The organism is Pseudoalteromonas sp. SCQQ13, assembly GCF_015864415.1.
GTDB classification, from domain to species: domain Bacteria; phylum Pseudomonadota; class Gammaproteobacteria; order Enterobacterales; family Alteromonadaceae; genus Pseudoalteromonas; species Pseudoalteromonas nigrifaciens.
Genome location: NZ_JADYXG010000002.1, coordinates 142,495 through 167,938, shown reverse-complemented (window position 1 = coordinate 167,938; position 25,444 = coordinate 142,495). Strand labels below are relative to the sequence as shown.

27 protein-coding genes and 1 riboswitch are annotated in these 25,444 nt (G+C 40.5%); of the genes, 19 read left to right on the top strand and 8 right to left on the bottom strand.

Going from position 1 to position 25,444, the window contains the following annotated elements:
• The coding region (locus I6F41_RS17990; protein WP_231613352.1) for a TolC family protein at window positions 1–291 on the bottom strand (291 nt) is incomplete at its 3' end.
• Window positions 292–444: 153 nt separating this feature from the next.
• Here I6F41_RS17990 and I6F41_RS02515 point away from each other — a divergent pair.
• From I6F41_RS02515 to rraB, 9 genes are all read left to right on the top strand, one after another.
• Entirely contained in the window at window positions 445–1,071 is a 627-nt protein-coding gene (locus I6F41_RS02515) for an NUDIX domain-containing protein (protein ID WP_011329239.1), read from the top strand.
• Window positions 1,072–1,115: 44 nt separating this feature from the next.
• Window positions 1,116–1,574, top strand: coding sequence for a DUF1249 domain-containing protein (locus I6F41_RS02510; protein WP_058374175.1), 459 nt, complete (start codon window positions 1,116–1,118; stop codon window positions 1,572–1,574).
• Window positions 1,561–2,370, top strand: coding sequence for a metallophosphoesterase (locus I6F41_RS02505; protein ID WP_182683914.1), 810 nt, complete (start codon window positions 1,561–1,563; stop codon window positions 2,368–2,370). Before I6F41_RS02510 ends, I6F41_RS02505 begins: the two co-directional genes overlap by 14 nt.
• Complete coding sequence (locus tag I6F41_RS02500) at window positions 2,355–2,924, top strand: YqiA/YcfP family alpha/beta fold hydrolase (RefSeq protein WP_011329236.1); 570 nt, start codon at window positions 2,355–2,357, stop codon at window positions 2,922–2,924. Before I6F41_RS02505 ends, I6F41_RS02500 begins: the two co-directional genes overlap by 16 nt.
• A 20-nt stretch (window positions 2,925–2,944) precedes the next feature.
• Window positions 2,945–4,834 carry a DNA topoisomerase IV subunit B gene (gene parE, locus I6F41_RS02495; RefSeq protein ID WP_011329235.1) on the top strand — a complete coding sequence of 630 codons (1,890 nt, stop codon included), beginning with the start codon at window positions 2,945–2,947 and terminating at the stop codon, window positions 4,832–4,834.
• Between the two features lie 34 nt (window positions 4,835–4,868).
• Complete coding sequence (locus I6F41_RS02490) at window positions 4,869–5,963, top strand: PQQ-dependent sugar dehydrogenase (RefSeq protein ID WP_011329234.1); 1,095 nt, start codon at window positions 4,869–4,871, stop codon at window positions 5,961–5,963.
• A gap of 10 nt (window positions 5,964–5,973) precedes the next feature.
• Window positions 5,974–8,268, top strand: coding sequence for a DNA topoisomerase IV subunit A (parC, locus tag I6F41_RS02485; protein ID WP_011329233.1), 2,295 nt, complete (start codon window positions 5,974–5,976; stop codon window positions 8,266–8,268).
• Window positions 8,269–8,443: 175 nt separating this feature from the next.
• On the top strand, window positions 8,444–9,157 hold the full coding sequence (locus I6F41_RS02480; protein ID WP_011329232.1) for a 1-acylglycerol-3-phosphate O-acyltransferase: 714 nt from the start codon (window positions 8,444–8,446) through the stop codon (window positions 9,155–9,157).
• Window positions 9,157–9,492, top strand: a complete 336-nt coding sequence (gene rraB, locus I6F41_RS02475; protein ID WP_011329231.1) for a ribonuclease E inhibitor RraB — start codon at window positions 9,157–9,159, stop codon at window positions 9,490–9,492. Before I6F41_RS02480 ends, rraB begins: the two co-directional genes overlap by 1 nt.
• 92 nt (window positions 9,493–9,584) lie before the next feature.
• Here the strand turns inward: rraB and I6F41_RS02470 are convergent, their stop codons facing one another.
• Window positions 9,585–10,055: a hypothetical protein gene (locus tag I6F41_RS02470; protein WP_182683915.1), complete on the bottom strand. Its 471-nt coding sequence runs from the start codon at window positions 10,053–10,055 to the stop codon at window positions 9,585–9,587.
• Between the two features lie 144 nt (window positions 10,056–10,199).
• Between I6F41_RS02470 and I6F41_RS02465 the strand changes: the two genes are divergently transcribed.
• Entirely contained in the window at window positions 10,200–10,529 is a 330-nt protein-coding gene (locus I6F41_RS02465) for a hypothetical protein (RefSeq protein ID WP_182683916.1), read from the top strand.
• Window positions 10,530–10,846: 317 nt separating this feature from the next.
• Here the strand turns inward: I6F41_RS02465 and I6F41_RS02460 are convergent, their stop codons facing one another.
• The gene (locus tag I6F41_RS02460) at window positions 10,847–11,818 is read right to left on the bottom strand and encodes a zinc transporter ZntB (RefSeq protein ID WP_089368750.1); all 972 of its coding nucleotides are present in this window, start codon (window positions 11,816–11,818) and stop codon (window positions 10,847–10,849) included.
• Between the two features lie 278 nt (window positions 11,819–12,096).
• Here I6F41_RS02460 and I6F41_RS02455 point away from each other — a divergent pair, with 278 nt between their 5' ends.
• From I6F41_RS02455 to I6F41_RS02445, 3 genes are all read left to right on the top strand, one after another.
• Window positions 12,097–12,519 (top strand): ATP-dependent zinc protease family protein, encoded by a 423-nt coding sequence (locus I6F41_RS02455; protein WP_086995212.1) that lies wholly within the window; start codon window positions 12,097–12,099, stop codon window positions 12,517–12,519.
• A 65-nt stretch (window positions 12,520–12,584) separates the two neighbouring features.
• Window positions 12,585–13,490 (top strand): 30S ribosomal protein S6--L-glutamate ligase, encoded by a 906-nt coding sequence (gene rimK, locus I6F41_RS02450; RefSeq protein WP_011329225.1) that lies wholly within the window; start codon window positions 12,585–12,587, stop codon window positions 13,488–13,490.
• Complete coding sequence (locus I6F41_RS02445) at window positions 13,477–14,535, top strand: succinylglutamate desuccinylase/aspartoacylase family protein (RefSeq protein WP_011329224.1); 1,059 nt, start codon at window positions 13,477–13,479, stop codon at window positions 14,533–14,535. The genes rimK and I6F41_RS02445 overlap by 14 nt, the downstream gene beginning before the upstream one ends.
• A 90-nt stretch (window positions 14,536–14,625) precedes the next feature.
• Here the strand turns inward: I6F41_RS02445 and I6F41_RS02440 are convergent, their stop codons facing one another.
• From I6F41_RS02440 to recQ, 4 genes are all read right to left on the bottom strand, one after another.
• A complete protein-coding gene (locus I6F41_RS02440; RefSeq protein WP_011329223.1) occupies window positions 14,626–15,195 on the bottom strand; it encodes a mechanosensitive ion channel domain-containing protein in 570 nt (189 codons plus the stop codon).
• A 65-nt stretch (window positions 15,196–15,260) separates the two neighbouring features.
• Window positions 15,261–16,970: a ShlB/FhaC/HecB family hemolysin secretion/activation protein gene (locus I6F41_RS02435; RefSeq protein ID WP_197107647.1), complete on the bottom strand. Its 1,710-nt coding sequence runs from the start codon at window positions 16,968–16,970 to the stop codon at window positions 15,261–15,263.
• A gap of 107 nt (window positions 16,971–17,077) precedes the next feature.
• Window positions 17,078–17,362, bottom strand: a complete 285-nt coding sequence (locus tag I6F41_RS02430; RefSeq protein ID WP_011329221.1) for a DUF3630 family protein — start codon at window positions 17,360–17,362, stop codon at window positions 17,078–17,080.
• Window positions 17,363–17,369: 7 nt separating this feature from the next.
• Window positions 17,370–19,193 carry a DNA helicase RecQ gene (recQ, locus tag I6F41_RS02425; protein ID WP_182683919.1) on the bottom strand — a complete coding sequence of 608 codons (1,824 nt, stop codon included), beginning with the start codon at window positions 19,191–19,193 and terminating at the stop codon, window positions 17,370–17,372.
• A 202-nt stretch (window positions 19,194–19,395) separates the two neighbouring features.
• Here recQ and I6F41_RS02420 point away from each other — a divergent pair, with 202 nt between their 5' ends.
• Together I6F41_RS02420 and rarD are read left to right on the top strand one after the other, a co-directional pair.
• Complete coding sequence (locus I6F41_RS02420) at window positions 19,396–19,851, top strand: thioesterase family protein (protein WP_172459223.1); 456 nt, start codon at window positions 19,396–19,398, stop codon at window positions 19,849–19,851.
• A 52-nt stretch (window positions 19,852–19,903) separates the two neighbouring features.
• Complete coding sequence (rarD, locus tag I6F41_RS02415; RefSeq protein WP_011329218.1) at window positions 19,904–20,824, top strand: EamA family transporter RarD; 921 nt, start codon at window positions 19,904–19,906, stop codon at window positions 20,822–20,824.
• 106 nt (window positions 20,825–20,930) lie between these two features.
• Here rarD and I6F41_RS02410 read toward each other — a convergent pair whose 3' ends face one another.
• Entirely contained in the window at window positions 20,931–21,305 is a 375-nt protein-coding gene (locus tag I6F41_RS02410; RefSeq protein ID WP_011329217.1) for a DUF413 domain-containing protein, read from the bottom strand.
• Between the two features lie 90 nt (window positions 21,306–21,395).
• On the opposite strand from I6F41_RS02410, the gene I6F41_RS02405 reads away from it, so the two are divergent.
• The 4 genes from I6F41_RS02405 (at window position 21,396) to I6F41_RS02390 (ending at window position 25,441) form a co-directional block, all read left to right on the top strand.
• On the top strand, window positions 21,396–22,259 hold the full coding sequence (locus I6F41_RS02405; protein WP_011329216.1) for a LysR family transcriptional regulator: 864 nt from the start codon (window positions 21,396–21,398) through the stop codon (window positions 22,257–22,259).
• Window positions 22,260–22,421: 162 nt separating this feature from the next.
• Entirely contained in the window at window positions 22,422–23,360 is a 939-nt protein-coding gene (locus tag I6F41_RS02400) for a porin (protein ID WP_182683921.1), read from the top strand.
• Window positions 23,361–23,405: 45 nt separating this feature from the next.
• Window positions 23,406–23,546: riboswitch (cobalamin riboswitch) on the top strand.
• Between the two features lie 79 nt (window positions 23,547–23,625).
• Entirely contained in the window at window positions 23,626–24,438 is an 813-nt protein-coding gene (locus I6F41_RS02395; protein WP_011329214.1) for an ABC transporter ATP-binding protein, read from the top strand.
• Window position 24,439: 1 nt separating this feature from the next.
• Window positions 24,440–25,441 (top strand): FecCD family ABC transporter permease, encoded by a 1,002-nt coding sequence (locus tag I6F41_RS02390; protein ID WP_011329213.1) that lies wholly within the window; start codon window positions 24,440–24,442, stop codon window positions 25,439–25,441.
• The last annotated feature ends 3 nt before the right edge of the window (window positions 25,442–25,444 follow it).

The following is a 25,444-nucleotide window of genomic DNA, read 5'->3' as shown; positions in this document are numbered from 1 at the left end:
TTGGTCAGTATCGCTTTCTAGTTTAACTTGGTTGAAGGTACTTTCATCAACTTGAAAAGAGGTAGAGTCACTTTTTTCGTAGCCTAAGCTTAAACCTATTTGAGGTAATAATGCGCTCATCGCACGATCACTTTGATAAGATTGTGCATCCGCTTGGGCTTTTGCCTTTAACACGGTAGGATCGTTTGCTGTCGCAATTTCAAAAACTTGTAGTAAATCTTCAGCGTGAGCAGCTGTAGCGCCAATTGCGCATGATAAACTAACCAGCGCCGCAAGGATGTTCTTTTTCATGTGTGGTTCGGTCCTTAGACAAATTTTATACTATTGGGCATGTTAACCTGTTTTGGCTCATAACTAAAAAAAAAATGAGTAAAACAATGTTTGTAAGTGTAACAGAATATATTAATCCACTTTAGTTTATTAAAATAAGTAAGAGGTAGTTATATGACCAATAAAAAGTTGATCGAATTTACTCACCAAGATGTGAGGTTAAAACCTATTACTAACCTTTACGATGGTTTTTTTAAAATTAACTTATATCAATTTGAACATGCATTATTTGCCGGTGGCGAGTCGCAACTCATTAGCCGTGAAATTTTAGAACGCGGCGATGCTATTGCCGTGCTGCCTTACGACCCTGTAACCGATACAGTGTTATTAATAGAGCAAATACGCATTGGTGCAATAAAAAGCAAACATTCGCCATGGCTGTTAGAATGTATTGCAGGTATGACCGATGGCAGTGAGGATTATGCAGCGGTAGTAAAAAAAGAAGCCTATGAAGAAGCCGGACTTAATTTAACCGAGCTCGAGTTTATGCTTTCGTATCTTTCAAGCCCAGGAGGCACTACTGAGCGGTTACATTTATATTTAGCCCGCGCCGATTTAAGCCAAGTAAACAGCGGAGTTTACGGTTTAGAAACGGAAGGGGAGGATATTAAAACCCATATATTAACGCTAGATGATGCACTGGCACGGCTTAATAGTGGGGAAATAGACAATGCTGCAACGGTTATTTGTTTGCAATGGTTAGCGCTCAATCGTGATGGTATGATCAACAAGTGGGCATAAATTTTATACATAAATAGTAATTTATAAATTGTAATGGCGGTACTTTGACAGCACTTTTAGCAACCCAAAGATATATTCAAAACCTTCCAAAGTATTTAACACTTTGCGAGCATAATTACGTGCGGCTTTTAAAGTTATTACCAAGCGAGCAAACTAAACAAAGTATTCGCGAGGTAAAGTTGGGTAACAGTGAGTTTGCTGTAAAAATAGATGACATGGCTAAATACACTATGGATGTCTCCATTAAACAGCTATCAGGAATGGTAAAAGGCATTACCCCATTATACTTAACCGTTAGGCTTTATAATGATGCGAAAGTGGCCGAAATTATTCATCACGACTATCATCAGCGCATAAAACCTTCTTACGGTTATCCTAATCCTAAAATGCATCAAAAAGATGAAAAATATCAGCTTAACGCCTTTTTATATGATTGGCTGGTGGCGTGTGTTGAGCATGGCCAAGCCACGCTAAATTGGGATGTAAATAATGGCTTGGTTTGATGATACTTATACTTTTAATAAGCCATCTTTACGTATTGCTCATGTTACAGATTGCCATTTATTTGCCGATAGAAATGCTGAGTACTTTGGGGTAAATACAGCCACATATTTTCAACAAGCGCTTGAACATATGTTGTTACAACAACTAGATGCAGTGGTATTTGGCGGTGATTTAACACAAGATCATAGTGTGGAATCTTACTTATTATTTAGTGAGCTTATAAGCAACAGTACACTTACTTGCCCAGTATTTTGGCTACCAGGTAATCATGACGAAATTGCCTTGCTTGAGCAAATCAGTGGTGGACAAATAAAAGCGGCAAAACGCTTAGTGGCTAATAACCTAACTAATAACGCAAGCACTGATATTGAGCTATTACTTATTAACTCCAAAGGGCTCACTCCAGCCGGTTGGGTGACAAGTGAGCATTTAAATGAAATATCCGATTGTTTAGCGCAGCCAGTTAGCAAGCAACTGGTATTTTGCCATCATAATCCGTTGCCAATAAACGGTTATTTAGATAAACATATGCTCGAAAATGGCCCACAACTATTAAATACGTTGGTTAATAATGGCAATGTTGCTGCGCTTATTCATGGTCATGTGCATAATGATTATACGCAATGTTTTAGAGAGCTTGATATTTACGCTACGCCGGCAAGCTCAGTGCAATTTACTAAGCACAGTAAAGCGTGGCAACAGCAAAATAATGGCCCAGCTTATAGAATGCTTTATATAAACTCATCGCAAGGGCAAGTGCATATAAATACGGACGTGATATGGTTAAGCGCGTAATTTATATTCACGGTTTTAATAGTTCTGAAAAATCATATAAAGCTGTGCGCTTTGGTGAGCTTATGGCACACTATGATGTTGACTATTATGTACCACGTTTAAACCACGAACCTCTGCAAGCTATTATCGAGTTAGAGCAGTTAATCACACCTAATACCGCGTTATTGGGTAGTTCATTAGGCGGTTTTTTTGCCACCTATTTATCGCAGCGTTATCATATTCCTGCGGTGGTTATTAACCCAGCGGTAGCACCGGGCAATTTATTACAGCCTTTACTTGGGGCAAATTATAATCCGTATCAAGATTATAATTATGAACTAAATAACCGTCATATAGATGCTTTAAAAGTATTAACATTGAGCGAGTTAAAGCACCCTGAGTTGTTGTACTTGTTGCAACAAACGGGTGATGAAGTGTTAAATTTTCAACACGCAGTAAATTATTATTCACACTGTAAGCAATTAATAGAATTTGGTGGTGATCACAGCTTTATTGGCTTTGAGCGCACTATTGCAAGCATTGTCGATTTTCTTAAATTAAATAAAACTAGTTAGCGCATATAAAGATAAAAATTATGAGTCAGCAAAATTATAACGCCGAAGCTATTGAAGTACTCAATGGGTTAGATCCGGTAAAACGCCGCCCCGGTATGTATACAGATACCTCGCGGCCAAATCATTTAGGCCAAGAAGTTATCGATAATAGTGTCGATGAAGCAATGGCCGGCCATGCCACTCGAATAGATGTGATCTTACACGAAGATAACTCGCTCGAAGTGAGTGACGATGGCCGTGGTATGCCTATTGATATTCACCCAGAGGAAGGTATTCCCGGGGTTGAGCTAATATTTACCAAACTGCATGCTGGTGGTAAGTTTTCTAACAAAAACTATCAGTTTTCGGGTGGTTTACACGGCGTTGGTATTTCGGTTGTAAATGCGCTATCAACCCGCGTAGAAGTGACCGTTAGACGAGATGCCCAGCAATACAGAATGGCATTTGAAAATGGCGAAAAAGTTGAAGACTTAAGCGTAATTGGCGTGGTGGGTAAGCGCAATACCGGTACCACAGTACGTTTTTGGCCAGACGTTAGTTACTTTGATTCGCCTAACTATTCAATCACTAAACTAAATCACTTATTAAAAGCTAAAGCCGTGTTATGCCCAGGCTTACGCATTAAGTTTGTTAATAAGCAAACTAAAGAAACCCAAGAATGGTTTTACGAAACGGGTTTAAAAGATTACTTAATTGAAGCCATTAAAGGCTACGAAACATTACCAGATGTGCCCTTTGTAGGTGAGTTTTCAAGCTCAATTGAAGGTGCAGACTGGGCATTGATTTGGCTACCTGAAGGGGGCGAGTCAATAGCTGAAAGTTACGTAAACTTAATACCTACCGCACAAGGCGGTACTCATGTAAACGGTTTACGCCAAGGTTTACTTGAGGCAATGCGTGAGTTTTGTGAGTTTAGAAATTTATTACCACGAGGTGTAAAACTCACCCCAGATGATATTTGGGAGCGTTGTAGCTATGTGCTTTCAGTTAAAATGCAAGATCCGCAGTTTGCCGGTCAAACTAAAGAAAAGTTATCGTCACGCTCATGTGCGGCATTTGTATCGGGCGTAGTAAAAGACTCCTTTAGTTTATGGCTAAACGAGCATACCGATATTGCAGAGCAACTCTCTGAATTGTGTATTTCTAATGCGCAGCGACGTTTACGTGCTGCTAAAAAAGTGATCCGTAAACGCGTAACCGCAGGGCCTGCACTTCCGGGAAAATTAACCGATTGTAGTGCCGCAGATAACGATCGCACCGAGCTATTTTTAGTAGAAGGTGACTCGGCAGGTGGCTCGGCTAAGCAAGCGCGAGATCGTGAGTTTCAAGCAATAATGCCGCTGCGTGGTAAAATATTAAATACCTGGGAAGTTGATTCGGGGCAAATATTAGCATCGCAAGAGGTGCACGATATTTCCGTGGCATTAGGTATAGACCCAGATTCAGACGATTTAACAGCGCTGCGCTATAATAAAATATGTATATTAGCCGATGCTGACTCGGATGGGTTACACATAGCTACCCTATTGTGCGCCTTATTTGTGCGCCACTTTAAGCCACTAGTAAAAGCAGGGCATGTGTATGTTGCTATGCCACCACTTTTTAGAATCGATATTGGTAAAGATGTTTATTACGCACTAGATGAAGACGAAAAAACCGGTATTTTAGCGCGCATTGAAGCTGAGAAAAAACGCGGTAAAGTAAACGTACAGCGATTTAAAGGCTTGGGTGAAATGAACCCGTTGCAACTGCGTGAAACTACTATGGATCCAAATACCCGGCGTTTAGTGCAACTCACCTTGGATGAAGAAGAATTAACCATGGAAATGATGGATATGTTACTGGCTAAAAAGCGCTCTGCAGATAGGCGTCAATGGCTAGAGGATCACGGTAACAAGGCACAAGTTTAATTAGCGTCTGCGTTTAAATAAACAAGGAGAATATATGAATACGGTACTAAAAATAGTGCTATTACTAGGTTTAACTAGCAATACCGTAATGGCTAAAAATATATTAGATAAACTCACGGTAGCCCCGGGGTTTGAGCTTAGCTTATTTGCCAGTGATGTTGAAAATGCACGGCAAGTTGTAGTATCAAAAAAAGGCATAGTATATGTTGGCTCGCGCAAAGCAGGCAATGTATATGCACTTATTGATCATAACAGCGATGGCGTAGCAGATAAAAAAATGCTGGTTGCAGAGGGCTTAAATATGCCTTCAGGTTTAGCAATGAAAGATGGCGATTTATATGTTGGTGAAGTACACCGCATCATTCGTTTTAAAAATATTGATACGCAATTAAAAAACCCACAGTTTGAGGTGCTTTACGATGCGCTGCCATCAGAGCGCCATCATGGTTGGAAATTTTTACGCTTTGCCCCAACTGGCGAGCTAATAATTCCGGTTGGTGTACCTTGTAATATTTGCGCTGAAGACGAGCGTTTTGGCCGTATTTTTGCGTTAAACGTAGAAACCAAGCAAATTACTACACTGGCGCAAGGCGTACGTAACTCAGTAGGGTTTGACTTTCACCCTAGCACACAAGCGTTATGGTTTAGCGACAATGGTCGCGACATGATGGGGGATGACATTCCGCCAGATGAGTTAAATAGAGTCACTAAAGAGGGCGAGCATTTTGGTTTTCCGTATGTTCACGCAGGCGCGATTATTGACCCTGAATTTGGAAAAGGTAAAAAAATTGCCGACTATACTTCACCTGCACTAGCCTTACCGGCGCATGTAGCGCCTTTGGGTATTCATTTTTATAACGGTAAGCAATTTCCAGCAAGCTATAAGCAGCAGTTATTTGTTGCTGAACATGGCTCGTGGAACCGTTCTAAAAAGTCAGGTTATAAAGTGGCATTAGCGAGCATTGAGCAAGGCCGTGTAACTAAATATACGCCATTTATTACAGGCTTTATGCAAGACGAAACAACATATGGACGCCCTGTTGCATTTGCAGAATTAGGTGACGGCAGTCTATTGGTAAGCGATGATTACGCCAATGTGATCTACCGTGTAAGCTATAAGAAAAACTAGGTAAGCTTTAATGAGTGATACAGATACCTTGCTAATGCAAGGAATTGAGCAACAAACAATGGGGCGTTTTACCGAAGACGCCTACTTAAACTATTCTATGTACGTAATTATGGATAGGGCATTACCCCATGTGGGCGATGGCTTAAAACCAGTACAGCGACGTATTATTTATGCTATGAGCGAGCTGGGGTTATCGGCTAATGCCAAGTATAAAAAATCAGCCCGTACCGTAGGTGACGTACTAGGTAAATACCATCCCCATGGTGATAGTGCCTGTTATGAAGCCATGGTATTAATGGCGCAGCCGTTTTCTTATCGTTATCCATTGGTTGACGGGCAAGGAAACTGGGGCGCGGCCGACGATCCTAAATCGTTTGCGGCAATGCGTTATACCGAAGCACGTTTATCTAAGTTCTCTGAAATACTCCTCAAAGAGCTAGGCCAAGGGACGGTAGATTGGACGCCAAACTTTGACGGCACCATGGATGAGCCTGTGGTACTGCCATCGCGTTTACCGCATATATTACTCAATGGTATAACGGGTATTGCAGTTGGTATGGCAACCGATATTCCGCCTCATAATGTGCGTGAAGTAGCCAGTGCCTGTTGCTTATTACTTGATAAACCAAAAACTGAGCTTGAAGAATTACTCACCTTGGTACATGCGCCAGATTACCCTACAGACGCAGAAATAATTACCCCAAAAGCCGATATTCACAAAATATATAAAACTGGGCGTGGTTCAATCAAAATGCGTGCTGTTTATACGCAAGAACAGGGTGATATAGTTATTACCGCACTGCCACATCAGTGCTCTGGTGGTAAAGTACTGGAGCAAATTGCAGCGCAAATGAACGCTAAAAAGCTGCCAATGGTAGCCGATTTACGCGATGAGTCAGATCACGAAAATCCGACTCGTATCGTCATTATTCCGCGTTCAAATCGCATTAAAGCTGAGCCATTAATGGCGCACTTATTTGCCACCACAGATCTAGAAAAAAGCTATCGTGTAAACTTAAATATGCTTGGCCTAGATGGGCGTCCGCAAGTTAAAAATTTACTGACTATTTTAACCGAGTGGTTAGTGTTTAGACGCGAAACAGTACGTCGACGTCTACAATATCGTTTAGATAAAGTGTTAGCGCGTTTACATATTTTAGAAGGCTTATTAGCAGCCTTTTTAAATATTGACGAAGTGATTGAAATTATTCGCAGCGAAGATAAACCAAAGCCAGTATTAATGGAGCGCTTTGATTTAACAGACATACAAGCAGAAGCTATTTTAGAGCTAAAACTTCGTCATTTAGCTAAGTTAGAAGAATTTAAAATACGTGGTGAGCAAGATGAACTCGCTAAAGAGCGTGATAAATTGCAGCAAACGTTAGGCTCAGATCGTCGTATGTCAACGTTGCTTAAAAAAGAAATTCAAGAAGCGGCTGAAATATATGGCGACGACCGTCGCTCGCCAGTTGTTGAACGCCTAGAAGCAAAAGCGTTAAATGAAAAAGATTTAATCCCATCAGAGTCGGTCACAGTGGTGCTTTCAGACAAGGGCTGGGCACGCGTTGGCAAAGGACATGATTTAGATGTGCAAGGGTTAAGTTATCGAGCCGGTGATGCATATAGAGCCTCAGCTCGGGGTAAGAGTAATCAGCCCGCCGTGTTTTTAGATTCAGCAGGACGAGCGTTTGCAACCGATGCGCATAGCCTGCCCTCAGCACGTAGCCAAGGTGAGCCCATGACAGGGCGTTTTAACCTTAGTGCAGGCGCTAACTTTGAGCACGTAGTAATGGGTGAAGATAACCAAGTATTACTTATGGCATCAGACGCAGGTTATGGCTTTATTACTGACTTTAAAGACTTAGTGAGTAAAAACAAAAACGGCAAAGCATTGGTGAGCGTACCTAAAGGCGGTTTATTACTGTCGCCAATTAGGGTTAACGAGGTCGCTAGTGATTATTGTATGGCCATTTCCAACGAAGGGCGGATGTTGTTATTTCCGCTGCGCGACTTACCAAAATTAGGTAAAGGTAAAGGTAATAAAATAATTTCTATTCCGGGGGCTAAAGTACAAGCCCGCGAAGAGTTTGTAAAAGTATTAGCAGTAGTGCCTGAGGGCAGTAGTGTAACGCTGCATGCAGGTAAGCGAAAACTAACGCTTAAACCAAGTGATTTAGAGCATTATTATGGCGAGCGAGGGCGTAGGGGTAATAAACTACCACGAGGCCTACAAAGAGTAGATGAAGCTGTTGTAGAGTTTAGCCCGCAAAACGACGAGCCAATTGAAAATGCTATTGATGAGTAGCGATTAATTCACATTCGCTCATATTAAACGGCTTGCTTATGCAGGCCATTTTTTTGTTATAAATTTAGTTTGTTATAAAATTGAGCGTACACTTGTGCGCTATTTTCTCGTGTAGATCATAAAATAACGTTATAATAGCCGCTGGCTTAACGCGATTATATTTGGAGACGCTCTGTTGCTTGCTGTTATACGTATTTTTATTATGCTGTTGTTTATATTATTAAGTTGTATTTTTGGGTTACTGTTATCAATAGTGAGGCCATTTCATCCTAATAATGTGCATATTATAGCGAGCTGGTTTGGCTCAGTAGCAAAAATGCTGGGCGTTAAAGTTGTACGAAAGTACCATCCGGATAGCGTAAATCTTGGTCCTGCGGTTTATGTGGCAAATCATCAAAATAGTTATGACTTATTTACTATTCCTGCAATGGTGCCTAAAAACTGCGTGAGCGTAGGTAAAAAAAGCTTAAAGTGGGTGCCATTTTTTGGTCAGTTGTATTGGCTTTCGGGGAATATTTTAATTGATCGTACAAACCGCTCAAAAGCTGCGGGAACTATTTCTAAAGCCGCTGAAAAAATAAAGAAAAATGGCTTATCAGTATGGATGTTTGCAGAAGGTACACGCAGTTACGGACGCGGTTTATTACCTTTAAAAACAGGCGCATTTCATACCGCTTTAAGTGCGCAAGTACCCATAGTGCCCGTATGTATGAGCACAACGCATAAAACCATTAAACTAAATCGTTGGGATAATGGTACAATTTATATTGAAATGTTAGCCCCCATATCGCTTGATAAAAACATCAGCGCGCGCGAGCACGCTAAAAGTGTGCACAGTATTATGGCTGCTAAAATAACTGAATTAGATGCTCAAGTGAGAGAAAATTAATGGAAAACTGGCGTGAAATAAGTGAAGACATCGTATCTTCATTACTCGAAGATGGTTCAGACCCTGAAATACTTTACGAAGTAGAACATCACTTTGTATGTGAAGACTTCCCTAAGTTAGAGCAGGCCGCATTAGCCGCTTTTAAATTAGGCTACGATGTGGAAGAACCAGCAGAGCTTGAGCTTGAAGACGGTGCAAAAATTTGGAGTTTTGACATAGTTGTAGAGTCAGAGCTTGATGTTGACGTAATAATGGAAGACGTTGATAAGCTGGCAGCACTTGCTGTTGAATGCGAAGTAGAATACGACGGTTGGGGTACTTACTTTCAAGAGTAAGCGTAGCAGCTATAAAAAAGACGAACATTGTAAAATGTTCGCCTTTTTTATATTGGTATAATCTCTACAAACTGTATTAGATCGTTAGTGAGCTATATTTTTACCGCGCTAACTTGGATGGCGGACTTTCCGATTATTCTATTCGTGTTTTTACCTGTTCGTTGATGAATAGCTACAAAGTATTCTATAGGGTACTTTATTTTAGAAAGCTGCTCTTCAGAAGGAGAGTGCGCCTTATCTAATATGGTTGGCCATACTATAGACTTTTTGCCTTTGGCTTTATTCAACTCACAAGGTGATTTTTTACCATTCGACATTGAGATTGTTGTGCCATCTAAAGCTAAAAACTGTACAGAACAATTATATAAATTGTTCGTATCTACGTATTCAGATATTTCATAATCAAAAGATATTTCTAGCTTATGCTGCCTTTCATTTAAATTATGAGTTTCGTTAATTTTAAGCTTTGATATTACAGCTTCACTAACGTCAAAATCTGAATAATTTGTTGATGCACATCCTGCTAAAGCTAATAAAGCAATTGAAATTCCGAGTTTTCTCATTATTTTTCCTTAAAATATAAAGCAACCAGATGTTGCAGTTTGGTGTTTTAAATATTCACGTTTAATCAGTATTAAGTTATATCAACAAGTGCCTTTAATTCTGAGTTTATTTTAACCTTAACCGGAATTTTAGTCGGGTTAGTTATGGAAGGCTTATATTGTTGTATTGGCATTTTATCTAATATTTTTTGTGTCATCCAATCATTAGGTATGGAGTCAATTAACTCTCTACTAACCAAAGTTACGTTAGAATCAATAGTAATAAAAAAAGATGCTTTACCCATTCCTTTAGGTATCTACTTTGGACGCCCAGGTAAGAAAACTACCTTAGATGTCTTAGCGACCCAATATTGGTTTAAATCAGCTACATCAATCACTACAATATCGCTATTAAAAGTTGGCTTTTTAACCGAGCTACAACTTAATAAGGTCAAAGACGCAAAAATAAACCACAGTACTAATTCACTTGCTTAAAGGCATAATAGGGAAAAGGCAGGAGGTGATATTATCAGAGCTTCCTAGTTATTATTTCCTATATTAGTAACAAATAGTTAAGAGTTTTGCTAGTTTATTGTAATTAAATTGTTGCTTTATTTTGGTGTAGTTTGTTTTTAGGAGAATATAGAGGGTTTTATATTTGAATTTTTTTGCGTGTTTAGAGCCGCATCAGATTTTTATTGCATAAAAACCTGATGCGGCTCACCTTAAATTACCTAGCGTATTTATAAGCTATCTTTGCTTATTGCTTTACCCGTAGCGCGTTACTTCCACTAAATAATTAATTTATATTGTTACAGCCATTTTTTATTTTTAAAGTACACGCCAATACTGCCGGTAAGTACAACTAAAAAAACGACGAATAAAGTGAACGCATAAGGGCTTTCTGTGCCAGGTATGCCGCCTACGTTTACGCCTAATAAGCCGGTTAAAAAGCCCAGAGGCAAAAATAATGCAGCCACCACCGACATAACATACATACGCTGATTTAGCTGCTCAGATACTTGGTTAGTGACTGTTTGTTGAATAATTTGCGCCCGATCTATTGAGCTGTCTAATTCTTCAAGGTAACGAGTTAGTAAATTAGTGGTTTCATTAAGCTTAGCTTTATCCTCATCGAAGAGCCATGAATAGTGATGATTAACCATGCTAATAAGCGCTTCTTTTTGTGGCTTTAAATAGCGTTTTAAAGCAATAGTTTGCCGACGTAATTGCGACAAACCTTGATTATCAAACTTTTTGCTTGGCTCATCTATTTCTTCTTCAAATTCATCTAGGGTTTCATCTAAAGCATCAATAACACTTTCCATACGGGAAGTGAGTTTTTGGGTGATAGTGCAGACGAGTTCAGAAATACTGCGCGGACCGGTATTGTTACTAAATGAAGCTAAAATATCTTGAATAGATAGTAAGCGACGCTTTCGGGTAGTAATAACAATATCATCGTTAATAAAAAGGCGAATTGAAACCATGTCTTCAGGGCTTTGTGCCGGATTTAAATTAATACCGCGTAAAAATAACATATGGCCGTTTGTAGCAGAGGTGATACGTGGACGAGTTTCGTCTGCAGTTAGCGACTCTAATTCGTAGTCGGTTAAAAATTCACAGCCTTTTAGCCAAGTGACAACGTCAGCTTGGCTATAATCCATGTGCACCCAAAGCTTGCCTTGCTCTGGTTGCCAATTATGTAGTTCGGCGCTGTTTTCTATAGTACGCGCACCGCCTTGCTCATCAAGTACAAGGGCGTGAAGTAAGCCATTAATCATAATAATTTCTCATAGATGGTGTGTTTTTAATACCGTTTACTATAGTGTATTTACTTTAGTAAATTAAACTTATCTTTCTTTTTTAAGAAGTTAAATTTATTTAGCGCTTCGAACAAGGGGGTTTTTGGCCCTTAAAGTTGACTAGTTTGTTACGCTTATATTGTTAAACTAGTCGGCTATAAAGATCAATCAAATCAATTTGTCGACTTGATAAATTTATTTTGTTGGTGTTTTTTTTCCGGTAGCGTATAAGACACTTTTTTATTAAGGGCACATTTATGACAGCAAAGATTACCGTTGGTTGGCGTGAGTGGTTGAGTTTACCAGAGCTAGGCATCGAGAAAGTAAAAGCAAAAATTGATACCGGTGCCCGCACCTCATGTATTCATGCACTTAATATAGAAGAGTATGAAGTTGATGGCGAAAAGTGGGTTAAATTTATTACCCAGCCATTGCAAGAAGATGAAGAAACACAAGTTGTTTGCAATGCAAAAGTTAAAAAGAAGAAGCACGTAACCAGCTCTGGCGGGCAAAAAGAGTTACGTTACTTTATAGAAACAACATTGCATGCGGGTAAATATAGCTGGCCTATAGAAATTACCTTAACTAGCCGCGCAACAATGAAGTTTAGAATGTTACTCGGGCGTACAGCCATGGAAAATCGTATAGTCGTTGACCCGGCTTTATCTCATTTATTATAAGGATGTATTAACTTTTAGAGGGACTAAGCTTCTAAAATAATACGTACTTATTTAAGGTTTAAATTATGAAAATTGGTATTTTATCTCGCAACAAAAAATTGTATTCAACGCGTCGTTTAATTGAGGCGGCTGAAGCTCGTGGTCACGAAGTTAAAGTAGTAGATGCACTGCGTTGTTATATGAATATAAACTCTGAGCTACCAGAAATTCACTATCGTGGTGAAAACTTAAAAGGCTTTGATGCAGTTATTCCGCGTATTGGCGCATCAGTTACCTTTTACGGCTGTTCGGTGCTGCGTCAATTTGAAATGATGGGCGTGTATCCAGTAAACGAGTCGGTTGCTATTTCTCGCTCTCGCGATAAGTTGCGCTCATTACAGCTTTTATCTCGTAAAGGTGTAGGTATGCCAGTGACTGGTTTTGCTAGTAAACCAGATGATGTAAAAGACTTGCTCGAAATGGTAGGCGGTGCGCCGGTAGTAATTAAACTACTAGAAGGCACGCAAGGTATTGGTGTGGTATTGGCTGAAACGCGTAAAGCGGCTGAGAGTGTTATTGAAGCATTTATGGGCTTAAAAGCTAACATTATGGTGCAAGAATACATTAAAGAAGCCGGTGGTGCTGACATCCGTTGTTTTGTTTTAGGTGACAAAGTGATTGCAGCAATGAAACGCCAAGCACAAGAAGGTGAGTTCCGCTCAAACCTTCACCGTGGTGGTAGCGCTACATTAGTGCGTATTACGCCAGAAGAACGTAAAACAGCCGTTGCAGCTGCTAAAGCGATGGGCTTAAATGTAGCCGGTGTTGATTTACTTCGCTCATCACGTGGTCCTTTAGTGATGGAAGTTAACTCATCACCAGGCCTTGAGGGCATTGAAATAGCAACAGGTAAAGATATTGCAGGCATGGTGATTGATTTCATTGAAAAAACAGCATCAAGTAAAGGAACAGCAACTCGTGGCAAAGGTTAAAATTAACCGTTCTTTTACCTTATTAGGTGAAAGTGTTGGCGTAGGCGAGCGTAAAACGCTGGCCTTAGAAGCGGCAAAACTTTATACCCACTCTCCACTTAATATTCCAATTGAAGTGGTTAATGGTGTTATGGAAGGGCCGGTACTTATGGTGTGTGCGGCTATTCATGGCGATGAGCTCAATGGCGTAGAAGTGGTGCGGCAATTACTTGCTAAAATAGATCCTAACCAGTTGCGCGGCACGCTGATTGCGGTGCCGATTGTAAATGTGTTTGGCTTTATACATAAGTCGCGCTACTTACCTGATAGACGCGATATGAACCGCAGTTTTCCGGGTTCAGAGCGTGGCTCGCTGGCTGGTCGTATGGCGTATATGTTTTTTAATCAAGTGGCAGTACATTGTACCCATATTATTGATTTACATACGGGAGCTATTCACCGCACTAACTTACCGCAAATACGCGCTAATTTAGCCGATGAAGCCACCGCACAAATGGCTAAAGCATTTGGTACACCCGCAGTGATAGATGCCTCGTTACGTAATGGCTCACTGCGCAGCGAAGCCGCTAACTTAGGGATCCCGGTTATTACTTATGAAGCCGGTGAAGCACTGCGTTTTGACCCATTTGCGATTGCTGCAGGTGTACAAGGCGTTGACTATGTTATGCGCCATTTAAAAATGATCCGTGGTAAGCGTCCTAGAAAGCTTCCTGAGCCTATTATAGCCAGCTCTACAAGTTGGGTGCGTGCTAATGTAGATGGCATTGTGCGTGCGCAGGTATCGCTTGGAGAGCGTGTTACTAAGGGGCAAGTACTTGCTTATATTAGCAGCCCACTTGGCGACTCTGAACTTGAGTTACCAGCACCACGCAGTGGAATTATTATTGGCCAGCAAACTATGCCATTAGTAAATGAGGGTGATGCGGTGTTTCATATTGCGTATTTTGCTCATGCAAATAGCTTGGTTGAACAACAGCTTGGCACTTTTATTGATGAAATAAATGATTTAGATGATGAGCTTAAAACAGCTGAGTTAAATAACTAGTTATAATAGTAAGCTACTAAATATAGATAGAATAAATTGTAAAGCCGTTTTAGTTAACCCAGTTGGGATAACAAAACGGCTTTTTTATTACTATTTATTTGGCTTTTTGGGGCCAATAATACGCCTAATTACCGGTGCTTTTGTTGGCTTAGGTTCTTTGTTTAAAACCAGTACCGGACGAGTTACAAATAAGTTATTAGGGTATATAACTCTATGCCCGTCAATGTGCTCAAGCACTACATTCATTAAGCCCATTTCTATAATGCGCCCTTCAATACTATTTGCGCCATCAACAATACGTACCCAATAGCCAACGCGGCAGTCATTTTGAATAAACATCAGTAAAAAAGCGGTGAGATTACTAAGTAATGACCAAGCGGCAAACAGTGCAACACCTAGCATAGCAAATAGCGACGAACCTAGTACTAGGAGTCCACGTAGCTCGATACCCCAAAATACCAGCACTAAACATAACATCACAAATGCGAGGATAATTTTAAGTAATAGCTCAGCACGATATTTTCGGTGTAGGTCTATTTTTCCTTTAATAGCTTTTTCGAGAAGCTTTTTAGTACCTTTTAACAGTATCGGAAAAAGTAATAACGCAATAAGGGTAACGACCAGTTTATATTGGGTGCCAAGCAGAGCTAACAATTCCAAAGTTATAGTCTCACAATAATTATATATGCCCAGTTTAACGCTTTAGGGTGCGACGAAATAGCCATTTAAAAAGAATTTTTAACATTTACCAGCCACTGTACCGAATCTACGCCATCGGCACTATCTAGCGGTGCAGCTATATCTATATGGATCATGGTGCCGGCATTTGCACGGCTTGGTGCTAAGCGCAGGCCTATACCTACATTTTTAAGAACGCGGCTATCTTCAACATTGTTTGGGGTGTTAGACCATGCTCGGCCAACATCAAGAAAAGCCGCGCCGCCTACTTTAAATAATTGCAGTAAATCATATTCCCAATAGTAGCGCTTTTCTAAACTCACTAAAAAGCTGCGATCTCCATGCTGATAATCCATAGGGTAGCCACGTAGGCCGGTTTCGCCGCCGAGTGTAAGTTGTTTATCGTTAGTGAGGTTTTTAGCGTACTGCACCCGAGCTTTTACATACCAAGACTGATCAATGCTGGTATTTAAATAATATTGTATTTGGCTGGTGGAGATCAGGTTTTCAAATTTGTCCTGCTCTTTATTCCAGTAACCATCAATGTCTGCACTAAAGCGCCATAAGGTATTATCGCCACTAAAGTGAGCTTTATTAAAGTTAAAAGAGTAAATCGCGCGGCTATCATCGTTACTAACAGATTCATCGGAGTAGCCTAGTAAGGCTTTTATGTTCCAACCTAAGTTTAAGTCCTCAGTACGATAAATACTGTCGAAATTGCGTACTTTTATAAAGTTATCTTCAAACCAGTGTCCGCTTACATAAGGGTAGCTTAAGCTGCGATCGACGGCTAAGGGGGCAAAGGTAGAGTCTATTGCAGCAAAAGTATGTTGCTCATCAACGTAGCCCAGGCTGAGGCGCTGGGTCCAGTTATGGCTTAATGCTTTGGAGTGACCAACAAAAAAACTGTTGTAGTCGGTCGTTTGATCAAACTCGCTAAACTTTTCACCGCGCTGATATAGCGCTTCTTCGCGTTGCTCTGAATAGCTTAAAATACCGTAGCTAAAAGGGGTGTCTATAGCAAAAAACGGATAGGTAAGTTCTAGCAGATGGCGTTTACCATCGTTATTATCGGCGTACTCTAAACGCCCACGATAGCGGGTTGATAAAATATTAGGATCGTCGTATACAAATAAATAACCATTACGATCGCTATCTGTAGTGCGCGACAACGACAAACGCTTACCCCAGCCAAATAAGTTAGATTCGCGAAAACCAATACTCGACTTGTTTTCTCCGCCACTGCGGCTAAAGCTTATTTCTGGTAGCAGTGTCCATAAGTCACGCGTAACGACGGTAACATTAACGTTCCCTTCGCAGTTTTCGGTGGCAATGACTTGAGCATCGTATAAATAGTTTTGTTTACGCAGTAAGCGTTCTGATTCGGCGAGCTTTTTAGGATCAAAATTATCACCGCTCTCAAACAATAAAATACTTTTAATAACCTCTGGCTCAGTTTGAATATGCGCGCGGTTAGCAAAGCGAAATAGGGCGTTATTTTCGGCTTCGAGTTCAGTATTAAATACGTTAAGTTGCTGCAAAGTAATATTGGCAATTTTTGCATTACTACTTTGCTTTAACAGTGGCGTTGGTTGATCTAGTTGACGGCGTAAATTATTACTACTTGATGGCGTTGGTTGCTCGCTTGCGCAATCATTTTGCGCATGAGGGGTTTCTTGCGCAGCTAAACTGAACATAAAAAAGCTTGGAATACAGAGGCTAAAACAACAAGATGAAATCCATTTTTTAGTAATCATTCAAACCCTTTACTGCTACGTAGCAAATTACTACCGTAATATCAGCTTACATCATTGTTACTAAAATGTAAGTTAAAAGTAGAGAGCTTGAAGTTATTTAATTGCTATTAACTTAGGTAAAAAGTAAGTGCGGCTAATAAATGTTCAGCGTCATGGCCTTCACCGTTAATCCAAATACTTTGGCTGTAGTGTTCAAAGTTTAAATTAAATGTTTGCTGCTGATAAGTGAAGCGCAGTTGATGACGATCGGCACCAGCAGAGTACTCATTAATGGTTATTTCATCGTGGTGTAAAAACAAGCGACTCCACAGTTCAAAGTCTTCGTCGTGGGGCGGCTCTACCGGCGTAATAATAATGCATTGATGCGTGTGGTGATATTCTATTATGGTCATAATGCTCTTAGTTAGTAGCAAGGTAGTTGCGAATTGCAGTTAAAAACTCACCGCCATACTTATTTAATTTAGTAAAGCCAACACCCGACACCTTTAAAAATTCGCTGTCGTTGGTCGGCATTAGCTGCGCCATTTCTGCAAGCGTTTTGTCGTTAAATACCACGTACGGCGGTACATCGTCGGCATCGGCTAACTCTTTTCGCAGCGCCCTTAAGCGAGCAAATAGCTTTTTGTCGTAATTAAACTGAGCTAATTTATCTTGATAAACATGCTTAGCTTGCAGGCGAGGCTCTGCGAGTTGCAACGCATATTCGCTTTTTAAAATAGCGCGCGCGGCTTCGGTTAAACGCAGTGATGCACCTTGGGTTATATCTTGGCTTAATAAGCCTTGATGAATAAGTTGGCGTAAAATACTTAGCCAAAATTCACTGCTTTTGTCTTTGCCAATGCCGTAGGTGCTGAGTTGATGATGGTTATTATCGCGAATACGACTGGTGTTTGCACCGCGTAGTAACTCAACAATATATCCAAGGCCAAAGCGTTGCTCTGCTCTGTACACACACGATAGTGCCTGCTGCGCTACTAAAGTGCCATCAAAGCTTTTGGGCGGATTTAAGCAAATATCGCAGTTACCGCATGGCTCACGTTGATACTCACTAAAATAGTTAAGCAGGATTTGTCGACGGCAGGTTTGTGCTTCGGCAAAACTGGCCATGGCATTAAAGCGCTGCTCTTCGACGCGGCGACGTTGCTCGTCGTCAATATCTTCAAAAAAGCGTCTTACGCGGCCTATATCAGCCGGATCAAAATACATTATAGCCTCAGCGGCAAGGCCATCTCGCCCAGCGCGGCCAGTTTCTTGATAGTACGACTCTATGCTTTTGGGAATATCGTAATGCAATACAAAGCGCACATTGGGTTTATTTATACCCATACCAAAGGCCACTGTAGCAACCACTATTTGTATATCGTCGCGGGCAAAGCCGGTTTGCACAAATTGGCGCTGCTCGTTACTCATACCTGCATGATAGGCGGCGGCGTTAAGTCCCGCGTCGGCTAACTTTTCGGCTATGTCGTCTACGCGCTTACGGCTGGTGCAATAAATTATGCCGCTTTGGCTTTTTTGTTCTTTTAAATAGCGCAGCAGTTGCACCATAGGTTTAAATTTTTCTTCTATGGTGTAGCGAATATTAGGGCGATCAAAGCTGCCGGTATGAATATAGGGTTGTTGTAACTTTAATTGCTCAACAATATCAAAACGAGTGGCTTTATCGGCAGTTGCAGTAAGGGCCATCATAGGTACATGAGCAAAGCGCTGTTTTAATTCGTTTAAACGAAAGTAATGGGGTCTAAAATCGTGCCCCCAATGCGATACACAATGCGCTTCGTCAATAGCAAATAAGCTGATTTTTAAATGCGATAAGCGCTCTAAAAACTCGCGCTGCAGCACTTTTTCAGGGGCAACATACAGTAGTTTAATTAATCCCTGATGGAGTTGTTGGTATACCTGCTGCTGCTCTTCGCGGGCTAAGCTATTATTTATATATGCGGCTTTAACGCCCAGCGCTTGTAGTTGAGTTACCTGATCTTGCATTAGCGATATTAGCGGAGAAATAACAATAGTTACCCCTTCAAGCACTAAAGCGGGTATTTGATAGCACACAGATTTACCGCCACCGGTTGGCAGCAATACCAACGAATCTTGGCCGTTAATGGCTGCATCAATAACCATTTTTTGGCCGTCGCGAAATTCACTATAACCAAACACTTGTTTGAGTACAGCTTCAGGGGTGCGCACAAGTGAGCTAGAGGGTGGTGTTAATGTATTCATTGCGGGGTATTTTAGTGTTTTTTGTACAGGATGTCTTTAGCGAGTGTTGAATGTTTTTTGAATAAATTTATAACGTGTGAATTTACTCGCTCAGGGGGGGGGATATTAGCTGACTTTAAGCGGCTAATAAATTTAACTGTGTTGCTAGTTTTATCCTAGTTATGCTTTACTCCTCTTACCAGATATAACATAGAGAATAATAATGAATAAAGAAATGTTAATAGAGCATGTAGGCTCGCTGTTTGTAAATAATATGCCGTTTAATCAGTTTTTAAAAATATCGGTAGAATCACTTAGCCCAGAACAAGCAAAAATATCGTTTCCTTGGCAGGATATACTCATAGGTAATCCGGCACAAAAAATACTCCATGGCGGCGTTATTTCGGCAGTGCTCGATAACGTAGGTGGTATGTTAGCTGCAGCAAGTGTAATAGATAAGCTAAACGATGTTGATATTTTATCTGTGCAGCAAAAACTAGCCACCTTGGGCACTATAGATATGCGCACCGATTACCTACGCCCAGGCAAAGGCGAGAAATTTATAGCCAGTGCCACTTTAATTCGCTCGGGCAATAAAGTATGTGTTTGTAGGATGGAATTGCATAATGAGCAAGCAGTACAAATAGCATTTGGTACGGGTACGTATTTAGTTGGCTAATAAAAGTTTGCGGAGTAAACTGGCGACCTTTTGAATAACTAAGTGTTTATTTATGCCGATTGATACCGAGAAGCGCAAGGGCGCCATTTTGGCTTGCATCGCTTTTACTATATGGGGTTTAGCACCTATATACTTTAAGCAACTCCAGCATGTTACTGCATTTGAAATTTTAACGCATCGTGTTGTGTGGTCGGTGATGTTTTTAATTATTATTGTGAGTATTTTAGGCCAGTGGGATAGAATTAAACGCATTATAGTACAGCCTAAATTATTGTTAATGCTGGTTTTAACCTCGTCGATACTGGGGTTTAACTGGGGCCTATTTATATGGGCAGTTAATAATAATCATATGCTCGATGCCAGTTTAGGTTATTACATTAATCCGTTACTAAATGTATTACTGGGAGTGTTATTTTTAGGCGAACGTTTACGTAAGTTTCAAATGGTTGCTGTTGCTTTAGCATTTACCGGTGTACTGCTGCAATTAATAAGTTTTGGTTCATTTCCTGTGGTTGCTTTTTCGTTAGCTATATCATTTGCAATATATGGTTTACTGCGTAAGAAACTGCCAGTGGAAGCATTGTCCGGTATTTCAATAGAAGCATTTATACTCTTGCCCGTAGCGCTTATTTATTGGTATTTAATGGTGCCTACAGCAACGTCAAGCTTGCCTGCTAATGACTGGCATACCAATGTGTTACTCATTAGTGCCGGGATCATTACCACCTTACCACTACTGTGCTTTACCGGCGCTGCTAAGCGTTTGCAATACACCACTTTAGGCTTTTTTCAGTACATAGGGCCAAGTTTGATGTTTATATTAGCTGTGATGCTTTACGGTGAAGTGTTTGATGCCGAGCGAGTAGTTACATTTGTTTGTATTTGGAGTGCATTGGCTATTTTTAGTTGGGACTCTTTTAGGCAATCTCGTAAACGTAAAAAAGCCGCTATTGTGGCCTCAGGCGTGGTTTAAAAGTTAGTTAACTTAAGTAAGCACGTAGCGCGATGTATTTTGTACTCGCGCTAGGCTTGGTGTATGTTTAACTATTTAAAATGTAAAAATTAAATAGTTAAAGCAATTACATACTGTCTGACTCGGCGTAATAGTCTTGGCTTATTGGTGCTGGGGTCGCTATTTTTGAGCGGCCAAATAATGTATGGAACTTTGCTTTGCTGGTTGTTAACTTTAAGTATTTAACCCAAGCGCGCTCAATTGCATTGGTTGGCTCTAAAGCACCACTAATAACAGCGACAAATTGTTGCTGATGTTCATTTTGTGGCTCTAGGGCTTTATTATGTAAGCCTTTTAAAACAACACCGTGTTGCTCTAATATACTGGCTTCTAATAAGGTAAAGTTTCCGCTGCGACCAAATCCGCGTGGGAAATTTTGATCATCAAAAAACTGACGTTGACTAACAAATGCTTGGCGAAGTAGTGAAATATCATTGCTCATTGTTGTACCCTCATACCTTGGTAATTGCTGGAGTATGCGGCAAGTTTGCAAATATTTTAAACAAGTTATTTTTATCGTGAGGATAAAAAATTGGATATCGATTTATTAAAAACATTTGTTGAGGTAGTACGCACTCGTCACTTTGGCAAAGCGGCTGAAAACCTTTATATCACACAGTCTGCAGTAAGCTTTAGAATTCGTCAATTAGAGCAAGGGCTTGGTGTTAATTTGTTTATTCGCCAGCGCAATAATATTCAACTAACAGCGCCAGGTGAGCGTTTATTACCCCATGCACAAATGATCATTACTGGCATGCAAAGAGCAAAAGTAGATGTGGCACTTGCCGATAATATGCATAAACAAATTTGCCTAGCGGGTACACCAAACATTTGGGATGCATTTTTACAGTTTGGTATTACTAATATTGTATCGGCAATGCCCGGTGTGTCTTTGGTGGCTGAGGTAAAAGCACAACAAGAAAGTACCCGCCTGTTATTAGAGCGCACCTTAGATTTAGCTATTTTATTTGATCCACCAAAAGTTGATGAGCTGGTGGTTGAGCGAATTTGTGAACTACCCATTATACCGGTAAGCGCGTTTGATACTGCCAGTTACGATAACTTTTTTGATAACCAGTACGTATATGTTGACTGGGGCACGACATTCTCACTGTGGCATGCTCGCCAGTTTACTGGCAAAACCCCACCTTACTTTAGAACAAGTACTGGGCGTATAGCACTTGATTTAATATTGCAATGCGGAGGGAGTGCATTCATTCCTCAAGTACTTGTTGCAGCGCATTTAGAAAAAGGCGAGTTATTTCATGTGAAAGACGTAGAAACCACCTCGCGCGATATATTTGTTGCCTATCACAGAGACAATGAGCAAAAAGAGTTAATAGAAACATTAGTAAATTTATTAACCCAAATGACTCCTAAGTTACCCGTTGAGTAAGGCCAATGGTTTTGCTGTATATGTACGTTTGATTGCAACTATTATGTGTTTTTATGAATTTAAAAGTGTAAAAATATGACGGCTGTAATATTTTTGTCATTTAACAGTGCCAAACTCCTGTTGCATTAAAAACGAGTCTGTTGTGATTATCGAGGAAATAACATGAAATTTGTAAAGTCGAGCTTATGTGTAGCTTTATTAGGTGGTTTGTCTTTTAATGCGCTTGCTGAAGTGGATTTTTACGGTAAAGCGAACGTAACACTACAGTCGTCGGATGATGGTGAGGGGTCTTTTACCGAGATTAAAAGTAACTCATCACGTTTGGGCTTAAAAGGGTCTGAAAAAATATCTGATGGCTTAGAAGCTGTTTATAAGTTTGAATTTCAAGTTGATGTTTCTGACGCCGACTCAAAAGGTGATAATGACGACAATATCTCTGCTCGTAATCAGTATATAGGTTTAAAAGGTGCGTTTGGCCAAGTTGTTATTGGCCGTAACGATACCGCGCTTAAGCAGTCACAAGGTAAAGTTGATTTATTTAGCGACCTTGAAGGCGACATTAAAAATGCCTTTAAAGGTGAAAATAGAATGGGCAGTAGTGTTTCTTATGCCTCTAATTCTTACCAAGGTTTTAAGCTTTTGGCTACGTTTGTTGCAGAGGATAGCGATGCAGCAGGTGCTAAAAATGGCTATTCAATGGCAGTAACTTATGGTGACGCAGCCCTTAAAAAGAGCGCAATATATGCCGCTATTGCTGCCGATAGTGAAGTGAACGGCTACGATGTAGTGCGCGCATCAGTACAAGGTAAAGTAGCCGATTTTAAATTAGGCGCTATGTATCAAACGCAAGAAAAAGTTGATGGCAGTAGTGAGGCCGACGGTTATTTATTAAGTGCGGCTTACACTATGGCTAGCAATACCTTTAAATTGCAGTACCAGGCAATGGATTTTAAAGGCAGTGATGACAAAACGGCTATTTCGGCAGGTGTTGATCATCAGTTAAATAAAAACACTAAATTATTTGGTTTTTATTCTAATTTCGATATGGACAACAACGTTGACCAAGACTACTTAGGTGTAGGTATAGAATATAAATTTTAAGCAGCGCTTAGCACTGCCTTTTTAAGCCGTACTTTGTTAAGTGCGGTTTTTTTTGCTTTAAATTATTTACTTAGCCGCCCATAATAGAGTATTCATTTGGAATGAGGTGCAACTCCTCAACTGTTCCCGCAACTGTAATTAGCATAACGCTTTAAGTCAGATACAAATAAACTATTTTAACGAGCGGGTTTACTCATCTTCAAGTTATGTACTAGCCATAGTTAGTTGCATTGTTAGTGAGCGCATTCCTGCCTAGGGCTAACTATTGCAAACTCAAACGCCATTAAATACACCATTGTTAAATGTTAATCACGTGTCGTGGAATATTGGCAGTAAAACTATCCTCAACAATGTTAATTTGCAAATAAAGCAAGGTAAGTTCGTTGGCTTAATTGGCCCCAATGGCGCAGGTAAATCTAGTTTACTGCGGTGTTTGTATCGCTTTAATCAGCCCACTGCAGGGCAAATTAAATTTAATAATACTGATATTTGGCAGTTAAAAAGCCATGAATACGCAAAGCAGGTTGCGGTTGTTTTACAAGAAACCCCATCACAATTTAATTTAACTTTATTAGATGTGGTTGCACTTGGGTTAACCCCGCATAAAGCATTATTTAGCACCACCACAACAGCCGACACACAAAAAATAAACCAAGCTATAGCGCGAGTTGGCTTGCAGGATCATGCAAGCCAACGTTTTGAGTCGCTTTCGGGAGGAGAAAAACAACGTGCATTAATTGCTCGGGCTATGGTGCAGCAACCGCAACTATTAATTATGGATGAGCCAACCAGCCACTTAGATGTGAAGTATCAAATTCAGGTAATGGAGTTGGCTAAATCGCTTGGCGTTACTGTGTTTGCATCGTTTCATGATTTAAATTTAGCCGCTGCTATGTGCGATGAGCTGGTGGTTATAAATCACGGCGAAATTGTTAATACAGGCTCTCCCATCGATGTGCTCAGCGAGGACATGCTCAATGATGTATTTGGTGTATGTGCACAAGTAAGCCACCACCCGCAAATGTCTAAACTAGGTGGTGTTATTCCACATATTACTTACTTTTATGGGTATGAATAATATGCGCATGCTTAACAATCATTCAATAGCACTTTTAGTCACAGTACTAGCTGCATTATTTACGTTATTTACGGCGCTGAGTTATGGCGCTGCCGACACATCATTAACTGATGTATTTAAAAGTATTTTCACCTCAACAGAGGGCTCCTTTAACACTCGAATTATTGTTGAATTAAGAATGCCACGCACATTACTGGCATTTTTAGCTGGCAGTGGTTTAGCCATTGCCGGGCTTATTTTGCAAACCGTGACGCGTAATCCGTTAGCAGATCCTTATTTATTTGGGATATCGTCTGGGGCGTCTTTGGGGGTAGTTATACTCATGGCGTTTGTGGGCATTAGTGCGGGCTTTGCATTATCGGCAGCGGCATTGGCTGGCAGTTTAGTGGCTATGAGTTTACTTATATTGATTGCAGGGCGGCAGCAAAGTGGGCAAGTAGAATCTATGCTGCTGGCAGGTGTGGCCTTGTCATTTTTATTTAGCGCATTTACCAGTTTATTACTTTACTGGAGCGATCCTCAGGCAGTTGCGGCTATTTTATTTTGGACGCTCGGCAGTTTTGCACGAGCGCAGTGGGCAACGCTGTGGTTACCTTTTGTGGTTATTGTATTGTGTACATTTACAATGCTTAGTTTTAGGCGCCAACTAAATGCCATGCTGCTCGGCGATGAAAGTGCTATAACACTGGGTGTGCGGGTACATCGCTTTAGAATATTGATGCTAGTTTTAAGTTCGCTGATAACGGCAGTGTTAGTGGCTATGTGTGGCGGAATTGGCTTTGTAGGATTAATGGTGCCGCATATAGTGCGCTTTTTTATCTCCCAAGGTAGCTTATCTGGCTTACTGGTAACGAGTTTGGTGGGCGGTACTTTTATGGTTTGGGTTGATGTGCTAGCGCGCACGTTGTTAACTAATCAAGAGTTACCCGTTGGGGTTATTACTGCAGCTATTGGTAGCGTGTTCTTTTTAAGCTTATTGTATTTTCGTAAGCGCCAGGTGTAGGGC

Coding starts and splice junctions, on each gene's coding strand:
- I6F41_RS02515 (WP_011329239.1), top strand. CDS start 445: ATGACCAATAAAAAGTTGATCGAATTTACTCACCAAGATGTGAGGTTA.
- parC (WP_011329233.1), top strand. CDS start 5,974: ATGAGTGATACAGATACCTTGCTAATGCAAGGAATTGAGCAACAAACA.
- I6F41_RS02465 (WP_182683916.1), top strand. CDS start 10,200: ATGGAAGGCTTATATTGTTGTATTGGCATTTTATCTAATATTTTTTGT.
- parE (WP_011329235.1), top strand. CDS start 2,945: ATGAGTCAGCAAAATTATAACGCCGAAGCTATTGAAGTACTCAATGGG.
- recQ (WP_182683919.1), bottom strand. CDS start 19,193: ATGAATACATTAACACCACCCTCTAGCTCACTTGTGCGCACCCCTGAA.
- I6F41_RS02435 (WP_197107647.1), bottom strand. CDS start 16,970: ATGATTACTAAAAAATGGATTTCATCTTGTTGTTTTAGCCTCTGTATT.
- I6F41_RS02470 (WP_182683915.1), bottom strand. CDS start 10,055: ATGAGAAAACTCGGAATTTCAATTGCTTTATTAGCTTTAGCAGGATGT.
- I6F41_RS02390 (WP_011329213.1), top strand. CDS start 24,440: ATGCGCATGCTTAACAATCATTCAATAGCACTTTTAGTCACAGTACTA.
- rarD (WP_011329218.1), top strand. CDS start 19,904: ATGCCGATTGATACCGAGAAGCGCAAGGGCGCCATTTTGGCTTGCATC.
- I6F41_RS02410 (WP_011329217.1), bottom strand. CDS start 21,305: ATGAGCAATGATATTTCACTACTTCGCCAAGCATTTGTTAGTCAACGT.
- I6F41_RS02400 (WP_182683921.1), top strand. CDS start 22,422: ATGAAATTTGTAAAGTCGAGCTTATGTGTAGCTTTATTAGGTGGTTTG.
- I6F41_RS02430 (WP_011329221.1), bottom strand. CDS start 17,362: ATGACCATAATAGAATATCACCACACGCATCAATGCATTATTATTACG.
- I6F41_RS02455 (WP_086995212.1), top strand. CDS start 12,097: ATGACAGCAAAGATTACCGTTGGTTGGCGTGAGTGGTTGAGTTTACCA.
- I6F41_RS02420 (WP_172459223.1), top strand. CDS start 19,396: ATGAATAAAGAAATGTTAATAGAGCATGTAGGCTCGCTGTTTGTAAAT.
- I6F41_RS02490 (WP_011329234.1), top strand. CDS start 4,869: ATGAATACGGTACTAAAAATAGTGCTATTACTAGGTTTAACTAGCAAT.
- rimK (WP_011329225.1), top strand. CDS start 12,585: ATGAAAATTGGTATTTTATCTCGCAACAAAAAATTGTATTCAACGCGT.
- I6F41_RS02500 (WP_011329236.1), top strand. CDS start 2,355: ATGGTTAAGCGCGTAATTTATATTCACGGTTTTAATAGTTCTGAAAAA.
- rraB (WP_011329231.1), top strand. CDS start 9,157: ATGGAAAACTGGCGTGAAATAAGTGAAGACATCGTATCTTCATTACTC.
- I6F41_RS02460 (WP_089368750.1), bottom strand. CDS start 11,818: ATGATTAATGGCTTACTTCACGCCCTTGTACTTGATGAGCAAGGCGGT.
- I6F41_RS02505 (WP_182683914.1), top strand. CDS start 1,561: ATGGCTTGGTTTGATGATACTTATACTTTTAATAAGCCATCTTTACGT.